This is a genomic window from Geobacter psychrophilus, from assembly GCF_056821595.1.
The window spans coordinates 2,345,423-2,364,837 of sequence record NZ_JBXDTU010000004.1 but is presented as its reverse complement, the minus strand read 5'-3'; the positions used below and the strand labels follow the sequence as shown (position 1 = coordinate 2,364,837).

At 47.0% G+C, this 19,415-nt stretch carries 11 protein-coding genes; all 11 read left to right on the top strand.

Translation table 11 applies throughout. The features are described 5' to 3' along the window. Positions 1 to 128 precede the first annotated feature (128 nt). Complete coding sequence (locus ACOCF6_RS13545; RefSeq protein WP_482460866.1) at positions 129 to 3,329, top strand: helicase-related protein; 3,201 nt, start codon at positions 129 to 131, stop codon at positions 3,327 to 3,329. Between the two features lie 11 nt (positions 3,330 to 3,340). Next, positions 3,341 to 5,125 carry a GmrSD restriction endonuclease domain-containing protein gene (locus tag ACOCF6_RS13540; RefSeq protein ID WP_482460865.1) on the top strand — a complete coding sequence of 595 codons (1,785 nt, stop codon included), beginning with the start codon at positions 3,341 to 3,343 and terminating at the stop codon, positions 5,123 to 5,125. Next, the gene (locus ACOCF6_RS13535) at positions 5,122 to 5,895 is read left to right on the top strand and encodes a DUF4391 domain-containing protein (RefSeq protein WP_482460864.1); all 774 of its coding nucleotides are present in this window, start codon (positions 5,122 to 5,124) and stop codon (positions 5,893 to 5,895) included. Before ACOCF6_RS13540 ends, ACOCF6_RS13535 begins: the two co-directional genes overlap by 4 nt. Positions 5,896 to 6,446: 551 nt before the next feature. Continuing rightward, complete coding sequence (locus ACOCF6_RS13530; protein WP_482460863.1) at positions 6,447 to 8,609, top strand: hypothetical protein; 2,163 nt, start codon at positions 6,447 to 6,449, stop codon at positions 8,607 to 8,609. 81 nt (positions 8,610 to 8,690) lie between these two features. Then, positions 8,691 to 10,562, top strand: a complete 1,872-nt coding sequence (locus ACOCF6_RS13525; protein ID WP_482460862.1) for a site-specific DNA-methyltransferase — start codon at positions 8,691 to 8,693, stop codon at positions 10,560 to 10,562. A 54-nt stretch (positions 10,563 to 10,616) separates the two neighbouring features. Next, positions 10,617 to 11,840 carry a toll/interleukin-1 receptor domain-containing protein gene (locus tag ACOCF6_RS13520; RefSeq protein ID WP_482460861.1) on the top strand — a complete coding sequence of 408 codons (1,224 nt, stop codon included), beginning with the start codon at positions 10,617 to 10,619 and terminating at the stop codon, positions 11,838 to 11,840. Between the two features lie 34 nt (positions 11,841 to 11,874). Further along, on the top strand, positions 11,875 to 14,850 hold the full coding sequence (locus ACOCF6_RS13515; protein WP_482460860.1) for a type III restriction-modification system endonuclease: 2,976 nt from the start codon (positions 11,875 to 11,877) through the stop codon (positions 14,848 to 14,850). A 65-nt stretch (positions 14,851 to 14,915) separates the two neighbouring features. After that, positions 14,916 to 16,109, top strand: coding sequence for an SIR2 family NAD-dependent protein deacylase (locus ACOCF6_RS13510; RefSeq protein ID WP_482460859.1), 1,194 nt, complete (start codon positions 14,916 to 14,918; stop codon positions 16,107 to 16,109). After that, on the top strand, positions 16,106 to 17,881 hold the full coding sequence (locus tag ACOCF6_RS13505; RefSeq protein ID WP_482460858.1) for an ATP-binding protein: 1,776 nt from the start codon (positions 16,106 to 16,108) through the stop codon (positions 17,879 to 17,881). Before ACOCF6_RS13510 ends, ACOCF6_RS13505 begins: the two co-directional genes overlap by 4 nt. A 2-nt stretch (positions 17,882 to 17,883) precedes the next feature. After that, complete coding sequence (locus tag ACOCF6_RS13500) at positions 17,884 to 18,099, top strand: KTSC domain-containing protein (protein ID WP_482460857.1); 216 nt, start codon at positions 17,884 to 17,886, stop codon at positions 18,097 to 18,099. A 63-nt stretch (positions 18,100 to 18,162) separates the two neighbouring features. Then, positions 18,163 to 19,413 carry a metallophosphoesterase family protein gene (locus ACOCF6_RS13495; protein ID WP_482460856.1) on the top strand — a complete coding sequence of 417 codons (1,251 nt, stop codon included), beginning with the start codon at positions 18,163 to 18,165 and terminating at the stop codon, positions 19,411 to 19,413. Positions 19,414 to 19,415 lie beyond the last annotated feature (2 nt).

Sequence of the window (19,415 nt, the reverse complement as noted above, 5' to 3'; positions counted from 1 at the left end):
TAGGAGATGGGCTCAGTGCCCTTCAGGACATATTGTTCTAAATGATGCCGCATTGTCTTCTCAAGTGCTGACAGGCGGCTTTATTTTTATCTCCCATAAATATTCAATAATTCAAGGACCTCATCCAAATGAAGCTTATCAAGAACACTGGTAATGATCGAGTGATCGATGAACTGCGCACATGTTTGGTGCCCCGGTCAAATCTTGATATCGCTTCGTCAGCTTTTTCCCTCTTAGCGTACGCAGAAGTGCGTTCTCTTTTTGAAAAACTTGAACGGTGCCGCCTGGTGATCCCGGTTACCGAGGACGTCAATCTTGGTCTGCTCGGTTCCGAGTCCGACCGACCGTTCCGTAATCATTTGCAAACTCGCTGGCTGGCTCGAAATTGCTGCGAGTGGATTCAAAAAAAAGCAGAAGTTCGTGGCGCCCCGACATACCTTCCCCAATCAACCATTATTGCAGGCGAGCCTGATGCTGCAAAACAAACGATAATAACCGGGAATTGCCCTTTCACGACTGACGGTCTGGGACTGACCCCCGGCAATCAGTTCAGCCTGATCCAGTGCGCCGAAGGCCCTGAAGAATCCGCCATGCTTGGTTCCTGGTTTACTACTCTCTGGAATAGCCTGCCTGACACAACTGAAGCAAAAAGTGCCCTCATCGCTTCTCTCCAAGACTTGGCTTCCCATCGTGATCCCTTCACCATCTACACCCTGATACTTCATCACCTGTTCAAGGACCGCGGCGAAGAGCTTGATGAGGACCAGATTGTCAAATCCGCCACCGGTATTCGCAATACGATAGTCTGGAAGAAACTCTTCAAGTTCCAGCGTGACGGTGTGGTCGGCGCCATCGACAAGCTCAACCGCTTCGGCGGTTGCATCATCGCCGATAGCGTCGGCCTGGGCAAGACTTTCGAGGCGCTGGCCATCATCAAGTATCACGAATTGCGTAACGATCGTGTCCTTGTGCTCTGTCCCAAACGCTTGAGGGATAACTGGACCATTTACAAGGCCAATGACCGTCGTAACATCCTGGCTGCCGACCGCTTCAACTATGATGTCCTCAACCATACCGACCTCTCCCGTGATGGCGGCTCATCCGGCGATATCGACCTGACCCATGTCAACTGGGGCAACTACGACCTGGTGGTCATCGACGAATCACATAATTTCCGCAACAAATCTACACACAAGGGTAAGGAATCCCGTTACGACCGCCTGATGCGTAAAATCATCAAAGAAGGGGTCAGAACCCGTGTGCTCATGCTTTCAGCCACTCCAGTCAACAACCGCCTGGCTGATTTGCGCAACCAGATAGCCTTTGCCACCGAGGGTGATGATACTGCACTTCTTGAGTACGGCATTACCAGTATCGACAGCACCACTCGGCTGGCGCAGAAGCAGTTCAACCGCTGGCTTGATCTGGAGGAAGCAGAGAAAACACCGTCACGACTTATCGAGATGCTTGGTTTTGACTACTTTACCTTGCTTGATCAACTCACCATTGCCCGCTCGCGAAAGCATATCGAGAAATACTACGGCATCAGCGAGACCGGCCGTTTTCCGGAACGCCTCAAGCCTATCAACATAAAGCCGGATGTGGATCGTGCCGGAGAGTTTCGCTCCATTCGTGACATCAACACGGAAATCCGCCGTTTGAACCTTGCCTCCTATGCACCGCTCCGTTATGTACTCCCTCATAAACAGGCTGCCTACGATGCCAAGTACAGCACTCAGATTCGTGGAGGTGAAAGTTTTTTCCGCCAGGTTGACCGCGAGGAGAGCTTGATCCACCTGCTGCGAGTCAATGTGCTCAAGCGTATGGAGAGCGCTGTTTCATCCTTTGCACTCACCGTACATCGGCAACTGAAAGATGTGGAAGCCACGTTGGCCAGAATCGAGGCCCATGCAAACGAGTTCGAGGAAATCAATATTGCCGATGTGGACATCGACGATCCCGCTTTCGAAAGCCTTCTGGTCGGTCGCAAGGTAAAGGTGTTGCTGGGAGATGTGGATCTGATCCGCTGGAAACAGGACCTCATCGAGGACCGTAACCGTCTGGCGACCTTACACGCAGCAGCCACACAGGTATGTGCCGCCCGGGATGCCAAGCTGTCCGCGCTGCAGGAAGTCATCACCCACAAGTGCCTGCATCCCAGCAATCCGGGCAATCGTAAGCTCATTGTCTTCACGGCCTTTGCCGACACCGCCATGTACCTTTACGAGCAACTGGCGGCCTGGGCTAAAGAGACGCTTGGTATTGAAACCGCCCTGGTAACGGGTGCCGGCCGCAACCAGACCACACTACCCGGTCTTCGTAAAGATCTGGCATCGATTCTGACGACATTTTCACCCCGCTCAAAAGAACGTCCGGAAGACCTTGCACACGAAGGTGAATTGGATCTGTTGATTGCCACTGATTGCATTTCAGAAGGCCAGAACCTGCAGGATTGTGACTGGCTCGTCAATTATGACATCCACTGGAACCCGGTCCGGATCATCCAGCGTTTCGGTCGTATTGACCGTATTGGTTCACCCAATGATCGTATCCAGCTGGTAAATTTCTGGCCCAATATGGAGTTGGAAGAGTATATCAACCTGGAACAGCGGGTCAGCGGGCGTATGGTTCTGCTGGATATTTCAGCAACTGGCGAGGAAAACCTGATTGAGCAGCAGTCCGGCAACCAGATGAACGATCTGGAATACCGACGCAAGCAGCTCCTGAAGTTACAGGACGCCGTAATTGACCTGGAAGACCTCTCCACTGGTGTTTCCATTACCGATTTGACTCTGACCGATTTCCGCATTGACCTGGCGCAGTATATCAAGGCCCATCCCGGCAAACTTGAAAAACTCCCGTTGGGAACCAGCACAGTTACCACGACATCAGAGGTGGAGATTGCGCCTGGCGTTATCTATTGTCTGCGTGCAGAGGGGATTGCAGCCACAAAGGTTGCAGAGTCCGGTTATCCGATGGCACCCCATTACCTCGTGCATGTTGGTGACGATGGTGCCGTTCTTTTGCCCTACACGCAGGCCAAACGCATTCTTGATCGCCTCAAGCGTCTTTGTCTTGGTCGTGATTTGCCTGATGCGTCAGCATGTGCCAGATTCGACAAGTCCACCAAGCAGGGCGAAGATATGCGCCATGCACAGCGTCTGCTGAGTGCGGCGGTCGCCTCGGTTGTCGGCAAGAGCGAAGAACGGGCCGTTGCCAGCCTCTTTTCGCCGGGCGGTACTCACGCCATCAAGGGGGAATTTGCCGGGATCAATGATTTTGAGGTCGTGGCTTTTGTAGTTGTTATGGAATCAGAGAACCGGACGTGAAGGAGTAATCTATGAGCTTCAGAACAGCAGAACCACCATTAAAAGATGTCTTAGATGCAATAGCAAAAGGCGACACCCAACTGCCGGATTTTCAACGGGGTTGGGTATGGGATGACTTCCACATCCGTTCATTGATCGCCAGCATATCCTTGTCGTATCCGATTGGTGCTGTGATGTTCCTTGAGGCCGGAGGAGTTCCGTTTAAACCTCGACTGTTCGAGGGAATGTCCATTCATCCAGCACCACTTCCGAAAACTCTTGTGCTCGACGGTCAACAGCGCCTCACTTCGATGTACCTGGCCCTTAGAAGCGGGAAACCGGTCAAGACTAGGACGGAGAAGGGAGTAGACATTCTGCGGGTCTACTTCCTCGATATGGCAAAGTGCCTCGATCCTGCAGAAGACCGCGAAGATGCGGTAATCTCTATGCCAGATTCTCTCAGAATTACGTCAGATTTCGGTCGCAAGGTCGAACTTGATCTAAGCACGCCGGCCCTGCAATATCAGCAACAGATGTTCCCCATCTCTCTCATATTTGATACGCCCAATTTCATGCAGTGGAAGATGGGGTACGCAAGTCATTATTCCAACGATTCTGATGCGATGATGTTCCTCATGAGGTTCGAGCAGGAGATCTGGTTACGGTTCCAGCAATTCAAGGTACCTGCCATTGAGCTTTCGCAGGATACCCCGCGAGAAGCCGTTTGCCAGGTGTTCGAGAAGGTCAACACTGGCGGAGTGACCCTGACGGTGTTTGAACTTATGACTGCAACCTTTGCAGCGAATGAATTCAATCTTCGCGAGGACTGGGATGCCCGGCGAGACCGTATGACCCGGAACCACAAAATACTGAGGGCGTTGGATGGTACCGCTTTTCTTACCTCAGTCACTCTACTTGCCAGCTTCACGCGACACCAGGCTACGAAAGCACCTGTATCGTGCAAACGTGCTGATGTGCTGCGGCTTGAACTCTCAGACTACAAAAAACTTGCTGACCGAATTGAAGCCGGGCTTAAGAAAGCCGCTGAGATTCTCGCCGAGGAAAAGATTTTCGATGATCGTAGCCTGCCGTATGCAACTCAATTGATACCTTTGGCCGCTATCTGCGCGAGCATGGCAGACAAAATTGACCAGCATGGTGTGAAACAAAAAGTATTGCGTTGGTACTGGTGCGGTGTGTTTGGAGAGCTTTATGGAGGAGCCAATGAGACGAGGTTCGGTCTTGACCTGCCGGATGTTATCCAGTGGGTGGCGGGTGGCAATGAACCCAGGACTATCCGTGATTCCAGCTTCAGCCCGATCAGGCTATTATCGCTACAGTCACGGCTCGCAGCTGCCTACAAAGGCCTCGCAGCTCTTTTGATGAAGCACGGTGGCAAAGATTTTATCACCGGCACACCGATTGACTTGAATACCTACTTCAACAACGCCATCGACATCCACCATATCTTCCCGCGGGCCTGGTGTGAGGCTCAGAAACTGCCTAGGGAGAAGTGGAACAGTGTGATCAACAAGGCACCATTGGCGGCGGGCACTAACCGTTATATCGGTGGCGATGCGCCGAGCAATTATCTATCGCGTATTCAGAAACACAAGCAAGTTGATCAGAACAGTTTAGATACGTTTCTTGTGTCACACGTAATTCCAGTATCATACCTGCGTAGTGATGATTTTGACGGGTTTACGTGGGCTCGCGCGAGCGCTCTACTGAAGTTGATTGAAACGGTAACCGGAAAGAGTATTGCAGGTCGAGATAGCGAAGAAACAATCAAATCTTTTGGGGCTGCACTGACATGATCGTCCCCCGGCAATCAGCTCTGGTTGCCGCATTAGCGTTACCTGCTGATGTGCTGGTAAATCAGCGAGTACCAAAGAAAATGTTGGTGGAGAATGGTGCGCCAACCGCAGCCGACAAACGACGGATCAACGACGGCATTGAGGAGATTCACTGGCTGGCGGCACTGAAGCCGAACACCATCGGTGTGCCGGAATACAGTGATGATGTCCGGGAATACCTGGAAATTGCTGTGTTGTCGGTCATACTGCGACCTGATGCCAAAGCTGTCCGACTGGCTGAATTGATCCATCGCGCCATACCGTACCCTCTATTTCTTATTCTGGTGCAAGGGGATCAAACCATCCTCTCGCTGACTCATAAACGCCGAGCACAGAATGAGGCGGATAAATTTGTTCTGGATGGCGATTGTGTTGATGTAACTGCTTCCGGTAATGCTTCCTCGTCTGCAGAGGTTTTCAAGCAGTTTCTGGCCGCGCTGGCGCTTAGTAAGCAGCCGAGAGCAAGTCTGTGGCAACTGTATCAAGGGTGGATTGATACACTTGTGGCGCTCCAGGCGTCATTGATCAGTGGGTCATTCAGCCAAGCCATCACGAATGATGCTGCAATCGACCGTCGGGAGGCCGTGCAAAAATGTTGGGAGTTGGAGGCTAAGATTACTTCCTTGAGGAACGCTGCGGCCAAGGAGAAGCAAATGGGGCGTCGAGTAGAGTTGAATATTGAGATCAAGGGGCTTGAGGCAGAGTTGGTCGAGACAAAAGGGAAGTTGTAATCGTAATTATTTTCAGTAAGCGAGAACTTCATGGACAATCAGGACCCGCAATTACGCAATGTATGGTCACAGAAACTTATCCCTGTAGTTTACCGCCAAGGTAGACCAAAACCGATATTGTTGCGCTTACCATATGCGGAAAATAATTACGATTGGCTCAGAGATGATCATCAACGTAAGCCTAAGTGGGATTCAAAATTCAAGTGTTGGGAAGTCCCGAATACTTGGCTTGATGATCTAATTAGACGGACTCTAAAACGATTCGGAAGGGTTTATTTGATTCAGCCGTATGTGGAACAACAAAAATGTGCTCCTGCTTGTTGGAATGCTACCGGATTTGAGTGCGAATGTTCGTGTATGGGAGAAAATCATGGCTCTGGCAGCCCTAATGGTAAATGGTATGTAGTATCTGAAACATGTGCAGTTCAATGGGGGCCACGAAAGTATGCTTGTAGGTTGATTAATTCGTCAGGGAGTGAGTAGTTGACGAATCATGCAGGTTAGTGCCAAGCGTTAAATTGCAAAAATCGATATAAGCCTCGGGGTGACATGTGAATAAGATTATGCTCAAGTTTGAGAATTGTTACGGGATTAAGGACTTGAGTCACGAATTCGACTTCAGTAATACCAAGGGATTTTCAATTTATGCCCCAAACGGCTTCATGAAAACCTCATTCTCAAAGACATTTTCGGATGTAAGTAAAAACAAGGTATCTGGAGATTTGATTTTTCCTGATCGAGTCAATACAAGAAGTATCAAAGATGAAAATGGTTCGGAGATAAAAGGTGAAAACATATTTGTCATTGAACCATATAATGAAGAGTTCAATTCAGATAAAACCTCACTGCTCTTAGTAAACCAAACCATAAAAAAGAAGTATGATGATGAACTTCAAAAAATAGAGGAGAAAAAAGAGGTCTTGATAAAGAAGTTAAAACAATTATCAGGACTTACAGGGAGATCGGTAACTCCTGAGACGGAACTGTTGAAATGTTTTGGAGGGGCTTCCATATTTGATCTGTTTGAGGCTTTAGAAGTGAAGGTTAACTCTTCAAGCGACGAGCGACTTTCAATGCTAACTTATTCAGAACTTTTTAACGATAAAACTATTGCATTCTTAGAGTCGGGACAAATAAGAACACAGTTAACAGATTATATTGATAAATATAATGAACTAGTAGAGCGTTCACCGGTTCTAAGTAAAACTTTCAACCATTATCATGCCAAGACCGTTCACAAGAATCTAGCAGAAAATGGTTTTTTCTCTGCCAAACATTCTGTCAATCTCTTCAACGGCATTGGAAAAGATGAAATTACCTCGGCTGAGCAACTTGATGAAAAAATCGAAGAAGAGAAGAAGAAAATCCTGTCCGACGACGACCTGACAAAGAAATTCGACGCAATAGACAAAAAACTAACAACTATCGAACTAAGAAAATTTCGTGATTATTTATTCGATAATAAAGATATTGTTGCAGAACTGGCTGATTACAAATCTTTTCAGAAAGAGATTCTTCTCTCCTATCTTTCAAGTCAGAGAGAAACATTCAATGGATTGCTTGAAGAATATAGGAGTGGAAAACTCATAATACAAGAGGCTATTGATGCTGCTAAGAATGAAAGGACTGATTGGGAAGAGGTTGTAGGTATTTTTAACAAAAGGTTTTCTGTGCCATTCAAGATGGAAGTATTAAATCAAGAAGAGGTCATTCTTAAAGGGTCCAGTCCGCAAATATCTTTTACGTTTTCTGATCCAGAGAAATCAAGCTCGATTGACAAGACCTCTCTTTTAAAAGTTCTAAGCCAAGGCGAGAAGAAGGCACTTTACATCTTGAATATACTATTTGAACTGAATGCTAGGTTGAAACATATAATCGATACAATTCTAGTTGTTGATGACATTGCAGATTCTTTTGACTACAAAAACAAGTATGCAATCATTGAATATTTAAAGGAAGTTTCACAGCATAACAATTTCTACCCAATTTTCTTGACCCATAATTTCGATTTTCACAGAACAATCAGTAGCAGATTAGATATACCAAGAGCAAGTCGGCTATTTGCCATTAAAAACGGCCGAAATCTGAGTTTAGTAGAAGAAAAGTATCAAAAAAACCCATTTGAGCATTGGAAACGAAATTTAGATGATAACAGATTTGTTATATCCTCTATTCCATTCGTTAGAAATCTTGCTGAGTATTGCGGCTGGGAACATGAATATTTGCAACTTACCTCGCTTCTCCACTTAAAGACAGGCACTAAAAGTATTACAAAAATGGATCTTGAAACTATTTATCGTCAAATTTTAAAGGATAAGGCAGCCCTGACCTTAACTGATCCAACCAAGCCTGTCATTGAACTTGTTTATGAGACTGCTGACGCGATTTTGCCGGAGGCAGATGCTACTGCGGAATTGGAGAGCAAAATTATTCTTTCAATTGCTATAAGGCTTCAAGCTGAAGAATTCATGGTCAAAAAAATCTCTGATCAACTATTTGTAGATGCAATTACGTCCAATCAGACATCGAAATTGCTGTCACGCTTTAAAACAGATTTTCCTGGCGAAACAGATTCTATCGCTTTGCTCGAACAAGTTAATTTAATGACACCAGAGAATATCCACCTGAACTCATTCATGTATGAACCGATTTTAGATATGGCGCCTGAACATTTAAAAACACTATACACTGATGTCAAGCAGATGAATGTATAACATTCGGCATCATCAGACTGTCAATTGCACAAAGGTCAGGCGGATAATCTGAACTGACTCAAAAAATCAGGAGTTGATTACATGGAAAAACTGAACGGCCAATCCGCCGATGTTATTGCGGAAAATATTGACCAATTGAAAACTCTTTTTCCCGAAGCTTTCACCGAGGGAAATATTGACTTTGATACCTTGAAGCAGCTTCTTGGTGGCACTGTAGAGGAACGTGAAGAAAAGTACGGCCTGAACTGGCACGGCAAGCGTCGTGCTCGCCAGTTGGCGCTTACGCCTTCAACCGGTACACTTCGACCCTGCCCGGAAGAGAGTGTGGATTGGGATACCACACAGAACCTGATGATTGAAGGAGATAATCTGGAAGTGCTAAAACTCCTGCAGAAGAGCTATGCAAACAAAATCAAGTTGATCTACATCGATCCGCCTTACAATACCGGAAATGATTTTGTCTACCCTGACGACTTCCGAGATAACATCAAAAATTACCAGATGCTAACCGGGCAGATAGATAGCGATGGACGCAAAATTACCAGTAACAGTGAGGCGTCCGGTCGTTTTCATACTGATTGGTTGAACATGATATATCCGAGGTTAAAGCTCGCAAGGAATCTCCTTCGGAACGATGGTGTTATCTTTATAAGTATTGATGACGGTGAACTGCCAGGACTCCGCCTTGTTGCTGATGACGTATTCGGGGAGGAAAACTTTATCGCCTGTTTCATTTGGAAGAGCCGACAAAATAAAGACAACAGAACTGTAACCGGAGCATCAATTGATCATGAATATCTGGTTTGCTACGGCAATTCAATTAGAGGAGCTGCGCGAGACAAAAGTCAGTACTCTAACCCAGATGGTGATCCACGCGGTGATTGGGCTAGTGCAAACATGGTCGGTATAGCTACTGCTGATCGTCGTCCAAATCTTCATTACGACCTCATTGATCCTGCAACAGGATTGAACTACGGTTGCCCTGAAATGGGATGGAGATATGAACGCAGTACCATGGCAAAATTAATAGCTGAAAATCGCATTCTTTGGCCGGCATCACCTGACGGTCGTCCTCGACGGAAGGCATTCATAAATGAGCTGGACTCTGACTTCACTGGTTTTTCAACAATTGTGGGCGAAGGCGTCTTTACTAGAGATGGTACAGCGGATATTGATAGTCTATTTGAAGTTCGAGTTTTCAATTTTCCTAAACCTGTCCGACTCATTACGGATATACTTGAGCAAGGGTCGGACGAAAACGATATTGTACTCGATTTTTTTGCAGGTTCAGGCACAACTGGTCACGCGGCTATGGCTAGCAATGCCGGTGGAAACATAAATCGTAGATTTATTCTTGTGCAACTCCCCGAACAACTTGACCCAGAAAATAAAGAGCAAAAAACTGCTGCAGATTATTGCGACAAACTTGGTAAGTTCCGTACAATCGCGGAACTCACTAAAGAACGCCTCCGCCGTGCTAGTAAAAAAATAAAAGCCCAAAACCCGCTCTTCGCCGGTGACCTCGGCTTCCGCGTCTTCAAGCTTGATTCTTCCAACATTCGAGCCTGGCAGCCCAACCGTGACGATCTGGAGAAAACTCTTCTGGATCACGCCGAACATATTGTTGCCGGTCGCTCCGAACAAGACATTCTTTACGAACTTCTTCTGAAGCTTGGCCTTGACTTGACCGTCCCCATTGAACAGAAAACGATTGCCGGCAAGTTCGTTCACAGTGTCGGGGCCGGTGCCTTGCTGGTGTGTCTGTCCGAGACTATTGATCGCGATACCATTGAGCCTCTAGCTCAAGGAATCGTCGGATGGCACAAGGAGCTGAAACCTGCCGTGGATACCCGCGTAGTTTTCCGGGACAGCGCCTTTGCCGATGATGTGGCCAAGACCAACATCACCGCAATTCTCCAGCAGCACGGGTTAGATGATGTGCGGAGCCTGTAAACCTATCCTTTGAATGTAGTGAGTGAATCCGGATAAGGAAAAAGGAGAGTTTTCTTGATTAGATTGGAATTCAACGGAAAACCGTTTGACCCTCAAAATTTTACTGAATCGCTTCTTAAAGCGGCTATGGAAAGTGTAGCTTCTGAAATGCACGACAAGGTAAGTGCAATACGCCACCCTGTAACCGGCGAATTTCCAACAGTCGTAGTCTTTGGAACTTCTCTTGATGACATCAATATGCGGATTGAGGGATCACCGGAATTACTTGCATTGGTCAATGAACGTCTTGGGGTCGTAACGGATGCTGTGTCAGAAGGTGAATCAGAGTTGGTGGCACATCCAACGCCAAAGGTATTTCTCAGTTATGCTTCGGAAGATAAGGACACGGCATCACTGATTGCGCATACGCTGCAAGCCAATGGTATTGATACATGGTGGGATGAATGGTGCATATCTGCTGGTGACAGTCTACGCCAGAAAATTGATGAAGGTTTAGGAGACTGTTCACATTTTGTCGTTCTTCTAACACCCAATTCAATCATTAAACCGTGGGTTAATCTGGAGATTGACTCCGGGCTGATGTTAAAGCTGAAATCCCGGGCAAAGTTTATTCCTTTGAGAAATCAGCTCCCAGTTGAAAAGTTGAGCCCACTTTTACAAGGCATGCTTTCACCATGTGTAGATGATCCTGAACGAGATATATCCCAACTTATTAATGATATTCATGGTGTGACGAAAAAACCTGCATTAGGTAAATCACCTGTCCTATCTAACATCAAGATTCCATCTAGCGATTCCGGTTATTCTGCGGCAGCTAACGCAATTGCAAAGTTTTTCGTGACGTCTTCTGAACATGCAATGAAATTTGATCCATGGGTGGAAATTGATGAACTAATCAAGAAAACTGGGCTCTCTGAGGAAGATGTGATTGATGCTGTGCATGAACTCCGAGGAATGATTACCGTTCATTCGGCTGGGAACTACTACCCGGAAAATGAATTGTTTGCAACGTTCGACTGTTTTTGGATGCCATGGGACCCGAAAGACGATGCTCTAACTCTGGCAACTGACATGCTTAATAAAAGTGACTTCCCAACATCTCCGGAATTGATTGCTGAGCAATATGGCTGGAATGCCAGACGCTTGAATCCGGCAATGGCATATTTGATTAATCGCAAGTTGGTTCGTGAAACTTCTTGTCTCGGTTGTGCACCGTGGCTTGTGACATGGCTAGAACGTACAGACGAAACCCGCCGTTTCATAAAGAGCCGACAATAATATTTTTTTGCTTACATACGTAATTGAGGATTTCATGAAACTGCACTTTGAGCCAAATCTTGACTACCAGCATGCCGCTATTGAAGCGGTTGCCGACCTTTTCCGGGGCCAAGAAATCTGTCGTACCGAGTTTACTGTTACCAGCAGCATTGGTGAGCAACACCTGCTTGCTTTTGCCCAGAATGATCTGGGGATCGGTAACCGACTGCAACTGCTTGAAGATGAACTGCTTGCCAACCTGCGCGACATTCAGCTGCGCAATGGACTGCGGCCATCGGATTCCATTTCATCGGGCGATTTTACCGTTGAGATGGAAACCGGCACCGGCAAAACCTATGTCTACCTCCGGTCGATCTTCGAGCTGAACAAGCGTTATGGCTTTACCAAGTTCGTGATCGTGGTCCCGTCAGTGGCGATCAAGGAGGGAACGAATAAGACACTGGAAATCACCAGGGATCATTTTGAAGGGCTCTATCCAGGCGCCAAGGGGTATGAGTTCTTCCAGTATGATTCCTCCAAGCCAGGCAAGGTGCGCAATTTTGCCACCAGTCCTAACATTCAGATCATGGTAGTGACGGTTGGTGCCATCAACAAAAAGGATGTCAACAACCTCTACAAGGACAGTGAGAAGACCGGCGGCGAAAAACCGATTGACCTGATTCGGGCGACATCGCCAATCATCATAGTTGACGAGCCGCAGAGTGTTGACGGTGGTCTGGAAGGCCGAGGCAAAGAGGCTCTGGGGGCCATGAATCCGCTCTGCACATTGCGCTATTCCGCAACCCATGTGGACAAACATCATATGCTGTACCGTCTCGACGCCGTGGATGCCTATGAACAGAAACTGGTGAAACAGATTGAGGTTGCTTCGGCCAGCGTTGAAGGCGGCAACAACAAAGCTTTCGTGCGTCTGCTGTCAGTATCCAACAAGCGAGGCAGTATCACCGCCAGGGTGGAACTGGACATGCAGCGCGGCGGACAGGTAAGCCGAGCGGAAGTCAATGTGCAGGATGGTGATGATCTGGAGCTGGTGACAAATCGGGCCATCTATTCAAATTGCAGCATCGGTGAGATCCGCTGCGCCAAGGGGCAGGAACTGGTGGAGGTTCGGATTCCGGGGGGCGAGGAATGGCTGAAGCCGGGACAAGCCATCGGCGATGTGGACGAGGATGCACTCAAGCGCCAGATGATCCGGCGCACCATCAAGGAACACCTGGACAAGGAGCTGAGGCTCAAGACCCGTGGCGTCAAGGTCCTTTCCCTGTTCTTCATTGATAGCGTCGAGCATTACCGGAAATACGACGCCGACGGCAACCAGGTGAAAGGAAAGTATGCGTTGATGTTCGAGGAAGAGTACCGTCGACTCATCAAACACCCTGATTACCAGACGCTCTTCCATGATGTGGATCTGGAGACAGAGGCCGCCGAGGTACACAACGGTTATTTCTCCATCGACAAGAAAGGCGCCTGGACGGAAACCGCCGAAAATAACCAGGGGAGCCGGGACAACGCTGAACGCGCCTATAACCTGATCATGAAGGAGAAGGAAAAGCTTCTGGGCTTTGAAACCAAGCTCAAGTTCATCTTTTCCCACTCTGCCCTACGCGAGGGGTGGGACAATCCCAACGTATTCCAGATTTGTACCCTGCGTGAGATCGGGACCGAGCGGGAGCGCCGCCAGACCATTGGCCGTGGCCTGCGACTCTGCGTCAATCAGCAGGGAGAGCGGCTACGGGGTTTTGACCTCAATACCCTGACAGTCATAGCCACGGAAAGTTATCAACAGTTCGCGGATAATTTACAGAAGGAAATTGAAGAAGATACCGGCATCCGTTTCGGTGTTGTCGAAAAGCACCAGTTCGCGGCAATACCGGTGACTGATCCGGCGGGCAAAGTGTCTCCGCTGGGAGTGGAGCAGTCCGAGGCGATCTGGAGTCACCTGAAGCAATCAGGTTTCGTGGATCATAAGGGCAAGGTCCAGGATAGTCTCAGAAAAGCACTCAAGGACGGGACCATCACACTGCCGGATGAGTTCAAAGCTCAGTTACCGCAAGTAAAGGAAGTCTTGCGCAAGTTGTCCGGGAGGTTGGAAATCAAGAATGCAGACGAACGTACATCGGTCAAGACCCGGCAAGCAGTTCTAAACGGTGAGGAGTTCAAGGCGCTCTGGAACCGGATCAAGCATAAAACCACCTACCGGGTCCACTTCGACAACGACGCATTGATCACGAAATGCGCCGAGGCAATCAGAGATTGTCCACCGATAGCCAAAACCCGGCTACAATGGCGCAAAGCAGAACTTTCTATTGGCAAGGCAGGTATCGATGCGCAAGAGACATCTGTTTCTGCCCCCATTACCATCGACGAGCACGATATCGAGTTGCCGGATCTGCTGACTGATCTTCAGGACAAGACCCAACTGACCCGGCGCAGTATTGTGCAGATTCTGAGCGATAGCGGCCGGTTGAATGATTTCAAGCGGAATCCGCAGCAATTCATTGAACTGACGTCAGAGACGATCAATAGGACCAAGCGTATGGCACTGGTGGATGGTATCCGCTACCAGCGCCTGGGAGAAGAGCATTACTACGCTCAGGAGTTGTTCGAGCAGCAAGAGCTAACCGGATATCTGAAAAACATGATTGCGACGGAGAAGTCGGTATACGAACATGTCGTGTATGACTCCTCCGGTGTGGAGAAAACTTTTGCCGAACAGTTGGAGAAGAACGAATCAGTAAAGGTCTACGCCAAATTGCCGGGTTGGTTCAAGGTGCCGACCCCGCTGGGCAGTTACAACCCGGATTGGGCCGTTTTGATCGAAAAGGACGGCGTGGAACGGTTGTATTTCGTTGTCGAAACGAAAAGCAGTCTCTTTACTGACGATCTCCGTGATAAGGAAAGCGCCAAGATCAAGTGCGGCGAAGCGCATTTTCTAGCATTGGCTGTTGGTGAAAATCCAGCGAGGTATATCAAAGCGCGGAATATTGATGATGTGATGGCGGGGTGCTGAGCAGCAGCTCAAATTAGTATCTAAAAAAATGTGAACTATAGTTCTGATTTGAACAAGGAGGACCAATGAGCAATATTGACGTACTTCGCGAGATAAGAGAACTTAAAAACTATTTGTCTTATTCAAAAAACATAGGCTTCTTTTTTGGAGCGGGTACGTCCTGTGCGCTTGGAATTCCTGATATTGCGCAACTTACTAGAGGGGTTGAGGCTGCCTTAGATACCAGTGCTAAAAAGATATTTGGAATTATAAGGGACGATCTGAAGACATTGACTCCTGAACATGAAGTCAATATTGAAGATATTCTGAATCAATTGAGACGTATTCGTGAACTTACGAAAGAAAGTGAAACCAAAACTTACCAAGGCGTCTGTGGTAAAGATGCTGCGGCGGTCGATGAAGATATATGTAAAACCATTTATCAAATTATCACCGAAAAAGAATCTGGCGCTACTCTCGACTCCACCAAACGGTTCTTTGCTTGGTATAACCTTCTTAATCGCGACTTCACAAAAGAGGTCTTCACAACAAACTATGATCTTGTTATCGAAAAGTCGCTTGAAGCCAGCGAAATTCCGTATTTCGACGGATTTGTAGGCTCTTTTGAACCCTTTTTCTGGCAGGAAAGTGTGGATCATTATGCACAGCACGGGGATTTAACTAAAAACTGGATACGACTTTGGAAAATCCATGGTTCATTAAGTTGGTTCTGGCGATACTCTGAGACAACAAAATCTCATCGGATCATCAGAATTGGCAACATTGGTTGCGTGGATGATATTAAGAACGAACTAGTTATTTATCCGTCAAAAGATAAGTATGATTCTTCTCGAAAACAACCATTTATTGCCTATTTTGACAGAATGCGAGACTACCTTCTAAGTGGTGAACTTCTTTTTATTATCACCGGATATTCATTTTCAGACCAGCATATCAATGAAATTGTCTTTAACTGCATGCGGCAAAACAACAGGTTGTTCGTAATTGTTTTCTTCTACAAAGATGATGATGTGGAAATCCTTTATAAGTCTTGTTCAGCATATCTGAATTTGCATGTGTTTGGACCGACAAAGGCAATAATAAACGGTGAGTTGGGTGAATGGAGCTTTAACAAAGAGGCTATTATGCCAAATGAAGTTACCTCTACATTCTGGAACGAAGAAAAATCGCAATTAAGCTTGGGTGACTTCAACGCTCTTGTCAACTTTCTCGTAGTTAGTTCTGGGAAGTGGGACAGTTCTGAAAAGGTGAGACCATGATTGGTGACATTACTTTTCTGGGAAGGATCATCCGAGTTGATTCGAGCACAGTTGAGGTTGAGGTTTCAGAAGAGATTCCCTCTGCTGCTCCTATTATTAATGGCCGATTATATAAAATTGGCCAAATAGGAACTTTTGTGAAAATTCCAGTTGGCAATGTAAGTATTTACGGCATTGTCTCTGCGGTTAGTAATACACCAAGTACAGTTAAGGATGATAATCGTTCATATGTTCATGGCTCACGCTTCCTGTCTGTTCAACTGGTCGGAGAGAAGATCGGTGATGACGATTTTCAAAAGGGGGTAGGCACCTATCCGACTATAAATGATGAAGTGCACTTGGTAATTGAAAAGGATCTGTTTGATATTTACGGAAAACAGGACAGCGGATCTATAGAAATCGGAAAGCACTCATCGTCCGAAAATCTCAGTGTCAACGCTGATATTCATAAACTTGTATTGAGACATTGCGCTATTTTGGGATCAACAGGGAGCGGTAAGTCAAATACTACTGTTAGCGTTTTATCTGCAATTCTAGGTGAGTATCCAGGATCACGAGTGATTCTAGTTGATCCCCACGGTGAGTATGCCTCAGCATTCCCAAATGCGAGCGTATTTAGAATTAATGATACTACTCGGCCGCTACATATTCCGTTCTGGCTAATGACTTTTGATGAGCTTGCCTTCTTTCTTTTTGGTGCGGAACCAAAAGATGATCAGCGGCCCGAATACAGAAAATTACGCGAAATGGTAGTTGAAAGAAAGAGAGCAAATGCAGGTGTATTAAAATCTGGTGTAGTTAACCCTGATCGTGTTTCAGCAGATTCACCGATTCCATTCAATGTGCGGGAGTTATGGCATGAGATGTACTGGTGGCTGAATGCGACGTTTCCTGATGCTTCTGCGGACAAGCATACCAAGGAGAATGCCTTAGTCGAAGATATTGGAGACTTCAATTTACTTGAGCCGCCACGATTTAGACCCTATGCCGTAACTAATGCGGCACCTTACAAATCGAAGGTTAATCAAGAATTCTATGTCTACGAAAAGAAACTTATTAGCCGTCTAAGGGATTCAGCCTATGATTTTCTCTTTCACCCTGGGGATTACGCAGACGAAACTTCCCCAAAAGACTTACACGATTTACTGAATGATTGGATTGGCGGTGAGGAGAGACTCACCATACTAGACCTCGCCGGAGTCCCATTTAATGTATTGGATATAACAGTTGGTCTTATAACTCGATTTGTATTTGACAGCATGTTTTGGGGTAGGCATGAACCCTATACAGGGAGACAGAGACCACTTTTTATAGCATATGAGGAAGCTCATTCTTACCTTAATAAATCGCAAGGCAACAACTACGCAAAAGATGCGGTTGAGAGAATTTTTAAGGAAGGACGGAAGTTTGGTTTTGGTGCCATGATAATTTCGCAAAGGCCATCTGAAATCTCAGAAACGATCTTGGCCCAAATAGGGACTTTTATTGCATTAAGACTAACAAATTCAAGTGATCAATCGATTGTCAAATCGTCTGCTCCAGACAACCTAATTAGCCTTATTGATTTGCTTCCGTCATTACGAACGGGTGAAGCGCTGGTAATCGGAGAAGCTGTTAAAATTCCTTCAAGAGTCCGTATACCGCTTAGATCACCACGACCTACAAGTGAAGACCCTCAACTGGTTGAGTGTTGGCGTAAAAATTTCGAACAAAATGTAGAAAATTATAAACAGGTTGTAACTTCACAACGCGAACAAAAATTGGGGAGGTAAATATGGATAGGGATACCGTAGATTCATCAATGATGGCAAGTATTGGATACGACCAATCTTCAGGCACCGTGGAGGTTGAGTTCCGATCAAGTGGTCAGGTATGGCAGTATTACGATGTGCCAGAGTATACATATAACGAAGTTCGATCCGCTGGCTCATTAGGGAAGGCATTCAATGCAATGATCAAGAATCAATTCAGAGAAGCACGAGTTGGATAAATCGACTACTGTGCCGTTTTGGCCCATATTGGTTTGTTGTGGGTAAGGCTTAACTAGGTGACAATGTTTACTTCAAAATTTCTCCATACCGCCGACATTCACCTCGGCAAAACATACCGCACTGCTGCCGATGAAGCCGCACGCTACGAAGATTTTTTCTGTGTTCTCGGCAGCATAGTATCCGATGCCATCACTGAGCAGGTTGATTTCGTCCTGATTGCCGGTGACCTGTTCCACACCGGCCAGATACTCCCCCGCACCTTCGCCCGTACCATTGAAACCCTGCAACCGCTCAAGGATGCCGGTATTCCTTGCATCGCAGTGGAAGGGAACCACGATTGGATTCACCGGCGGGACAGCATCTCCTGGATGGAGGCACTTTCACAGATGGGATACATCCATCTTCTCCGTCCTACCCGCACAGAAAACGGAGGATACCATTTCGATCCGTTCGATTACGAACAGGGAATCGGTGGACATATCGAAATCAAGGGGCTTAACATCTACGGCCTCGGCTACATCGGCACCCAGGCCGGTAATCATGTTCAGCGAATCTGCGAGTCAGTTATCACCAAGAACAACATCCTTCTATTTCATGTGGGTGTCTGGACCTTTTCACCGGTGGAGATCGGCAACATGAAACCGGAGGAGGCGCTGCCATTGGCTGACGTTTTTGACTACGTGGCGCTTGGTCATGGCCATAAGCCATACATTATCAATGACCAGGACGGCACACCTTACGCTTTCAACCCCGGTTCCCCGGAGTGCGTGAACTTCGGCGAGGAGAAATACTACAAGGGCTATTACCTGGTTACGGTCGAAAATGGACTATTCAGCAGCGAGTTCCGCTCTACCGCTCCCCGGCCCATGCTGGTGACTACCATTGACCTGGATGGCGCGGAAGATGCTGATCAGGCGCTGGAACGTTTCCGTGAACAGTTGACAGTAAAAGTTACCGCCATATCTGATGAACGTAAACCTCTCCTTGAGATTAAACTTACAGGCCGCATTCGTTTTCATCCATTTGAATTGGGGCGTGAGCGGCTGCGGCTGGTAATCGATGAGATCTGCAACCCGCTACATGTTGAAATCAAGAATCATCTCTCCCTGGTTACTCGCGAAGCCGGAGCTGATGGAGAAAAGAAAAATCTGGCAGAGATCGAGAAAGATGTTCTGCGTGAATTGATAACTGCCCGGAGCGAATACAAGGGCCGGGAAGATGAGTTGGTAAAGCTGGCTCTGGCCATTCGTGACCAGGTGCTGAAGGGTGATGTGGAGGGGGAGGAACTATTGGGCCTCCTGCGTGAGGGATAAGC